Origin of the sequence: Paraburkholderia sp. BR10954 (assembly GCF_040965775.1) — a bacterium.
Lineage (GTDB): Bacteria > Pseudomonadota > Gammaproteobacteria > Burkholderiales > Burkholderiaceae > Paraburkholderia > Paraburkholderia youngii.
Genome location: NZ_JBFRCK010000133.1, coordinates 1 through 3,162, shown reverse-complemented (window position 1 = coordinate 3,162; position 3,162 = coordinate 1). Strand labels below are relative to the sequence as shown.

Below are 3,162 nucleotides of genomic sequence, written 5' to 3'. Positions count from 1 at the left end.
AACAGCGGCTTGAGCACGACCTTGCGGCCGGCGGCCGCTTCGCGCATCAGGACGCGTTGCGCGAACGCGGCGGACTCGCCGGCCCAGGTGGCCGGTGTCGGCACGCCCGCGCGATGCAGCAGGAAGCTCGTCATCGATTTGTCGACGCTGCGCTCGATCGCTCGAGCGTCGTTGTAGACCGGTACGCCCGACTCGCGCAGCGCGTGCAGGATGCCCAGGCGCAGCGTCACCTGCTCGAAAGTGCCGCCGGCGATGCCGCGCACGAACACCGCATCCGGCAGCGTGCGGCCGAAGCCCGGGATCACGAGGCCGTGCGGCAGCCACGTGGTGTCGATGCGGCAATCCGCGAGATCGACGCAACGCGCTTCGGCGCCGCGCGCGCGGAACGCTTTCTTCAGCCGGCCGGTGTGCCAGCCGGTTTCGTCGCTCATGATCGCGATGCGCAGGCCCGCTGTGATCATCATCGCGCGACGGGCTCGCCGCCCCACTGTTGGCGCAGCAGGCCGCCGTCGAGCTGGCCGCCATGATAGGTCGCGCCGCTTTCGAGGCTGCTGACCCATACCTCGGCGGGCGCGAACAGCGCGGGGTCGATCTGATAGAAGTCGAAGTTGACGGCCGTGAAGACATCCGCGAACGGTCGGCCGTAGTCGCGCGAATGGGTGGACGGCAGGGTGTCGGCGAGACGTCGCGCGATCTCGTCGTGCCGGACCGTCAGATGCACGCGGCCGCCGTACAGGATCGCGTCGTTGGTGCGGCCCATCGCCTGAATGCCGTCGGGCGCGGGCGGCGGCAGCGGCGCCGAGCCCGTGCCGGCGACGATCTCGTCGAGCGGTACGCCGAGCACGTGCACCTTGTGCAGCGCCACTTCGACGACGCGGGCCACGACCTGTACCGTTCCCGCGACAGAGTGTGTCGGCGTGACGATCAGCGTCAGGTGTTCGGGCGCTAGGCCGCAATCGTGCAACACCTTGTCTATCACGACCTGCGGCGGCAGGCGGTCCACTTCGAGCACCAGCGCGCCGCGTTCGTGGCGGTCGCGATAGCCGAGTTCGTCGAATAGCGGCTCCTTGACCGCGAGCGCGCGCGCGGGCCCTGAGCCGAGCGAAAAGAACTTCTTGCCGCCGGTCTGCTCCTTGGTCGCCGACAGACTCCAGCCCGCGTACTGGCTGCCGAGGCAGGCGAGCACCGGCGCCGAGGTGCTGACCTCGAGCATCGTCGGCCACAGCGGCGCGGCGTCGAAGTTCGCGCGTACCGCGACGCGGCCCAGACCCCCCATGCAGATGCGCGCGATCAGCACGCCGGCGTCGAGGCTGCCGTCGGCGTCGACGCCGGCGTCGGCGATCATGGTGCCGGCGGGCGTGCGAGTGAGCGCGACGCCGAGATGTGCCGCCTGATCGACGAGCCGGGCGACGAGGCGCTCTGACAGCGCATTCACGCTCGGCGGCGCGGTGGGCGGGGATGTCTCAATGGGCGTGGAGGCAGGCATGGTCTGGCTCATCGCAGGTTTCGATTCGTTGGACGACGCGTTCGTGCTGCGCATCGAGCGCGGTGCGCACCGCGTCCGTCGACGCCGCTCGCACGAGCAGCGTGCAGACCGGCTGCCCGACGTCGATGCGGGTGCCCGGCATCGGCACGTCGCCGCATTGCGGATCGCGCAGGCAGGCGTCGGAGAACGCCGCGGAGACGTTGAACGGCCGCTGCGCGAACAGCACCCGCTGGCCGGCGCGCCAACGCGGCGCGCGGGCGAGCGCGAGGCTCGCGGCCGACGGCGCGCGGCCGTGGCGGCAGGCGTCGAGGTGGCAGGCGAGCAGGCCGGCTGGCCATGCATCGGGCGACGCGGTTTCGTAGAGCGCCATCGTCGACGAAGGGCGCGGGTTGATTTCGAGCACGTCGAACGAGGTGCCGTCCGACAGAAAATCGCAGCTGTTGATGCCGACGAGGCCGGTGCTTGCGCATAGCGCGTCGAGCGCTTGCTGCACGAGCGCAACGAACGCTGGCGGCAAGTCCATCGGCCCGATCGAGCCCGCATGCACGAAGCGCAGATCGCCGATAGCGCAGGTGAGTTGCTCGGCGAAACCGATCAGATGCGCGCGGCCGTGCGCGCCGATGAACAGCGCCGACAGCGAGCGGCCCTGGCCAAGGCGCTGGAAGTAGCCGTGCGCGGAGGCGCTCGTCAAGTCGATAGAGTCGGCGGGCTGGACATGCGTGCCGCCACAGCCATCCGCCTGCTTGAATAGCCAGCCCTCGGCTGTCGTGGGCCTCTCGAACGACACAGCCGGATGCCCGATGCGCAACGCGTCGAGCAGCGCGAAGAAACGCCGCGGCTCGCGTACGGCCGCGATCGCCTTGGCATCGTTGCCGAGAAAGCGCGGCAAGCCGGGCTCCCGGCACAAGTCAGGCATCAAAGGTTCGAGCCCGCTGCCGCCGATCCAGCCAAGCAATCCTGGCAACCGCGCGACCCGCGCAAGCGCATCGACGAGCCGCGCCCGGTCGATCCCGAGCGCGCCATCACCGCCGCCGATGTCGAACCACAGTTCGGCGGCCTCGCGCGTGTCGCGGTCGCCGAAGATATCGAGCGCGGCGACATGCAGGCCGGCGCGCGCCGCGGACTGCGCGAGCAGGCGCGCCGACTGCCCGACGACCGCGACGATGGGCGCATGCATGAGCGGCCGGTGCGGCTTCATGACGGCCGCTCTCAGCCGAGACCGGCCGCGACCGCGCGGGCCTCGTCGTAGGCTTCCGGGAAGCCCAGGTAGACCGGCTTGCCGCCCGTGCGCATGCGCATGAACAGGCGATGCTCGACCTGATACTTGACGTTGCCGATGGCCAGCGCGCCGATGCCGACCGCGCCCGCGTTCGGCACGCCGTCGATCGGCTTGCCATCGTTCATCACGTTCACGCCGGCGATGCCTTCGGGCGGCACCGCGTTGACGTCAGCGGCGACGAGCAGGCGTTTTGCATGCGCGAGGTCGTCGCGGCCGACCACCTGCACGCCCGCGACAGCAGTGGCAATCGCGATTTCCGCTTCGGCGAGGGCGCCGCGCAGCTCGTCGGACGTCGTGGTGCCGATGCCGTTCGTGACGATGCCGAAGCGCTCGTTCAGTTCGGCCGACGCGCCGAGCGCGCGACTGCGGTCGGTGTGGCTCGCGATCGTCACGTCGG

At 70.4% G+C, this 3,162-nt stretch carries 3 protein-coding genes and 1 pseudogene; all 4 read right to left on the bottom strand.

Annotation, left to right across the window (positions count from 1 at the left end; translation table 11 throughout):
- A partial coding sequence (locus tag AB4Y34_RS41280; protein ID WP_368719238.1) for a RimK family alpha-L-glutamate ligase occupies nt 1-464 on the bottom strand: 464 nt, incomplete at its 3' end.
- Entirely contained in the window at nt 461-1,498 is a 1,038-nt protein-coding gene (gene mch / locus AB4Y34_RS41275; protein WP_368719237.1) for a methenyltetrahydromethanopterin cyclohydrolase, read from the bottom strand. The genes AB4Y34_RS41280 and mch, both read right to left, overlap by 4 nt.
- On the bottom strand, nt 1,464-2,684 hold the full coding sequence (locus tag AB4Y34_RS41270) for an ATP-grasp domain-containing protein (RefSeq protein WP_368719236.1): 1,221 nt from the start codon (nt 2,682-2,684) through the stop codon (nt 1,464-1,466). The genes mch and AB4Y34_RS41270 overlap by 35 nt, the downstream gene beginning before the upstream one ends.
- An 11-nt stretch (nt 2,685-2,695) precedes the next feature.
- Nucleotides 2,696-3,162 (bottom strand): annotated as a pseudogene (locus tag AB4Y34_RS41265) (methylenetetrahydromethanopterin dehydrogenase); the annotation flags it as partial.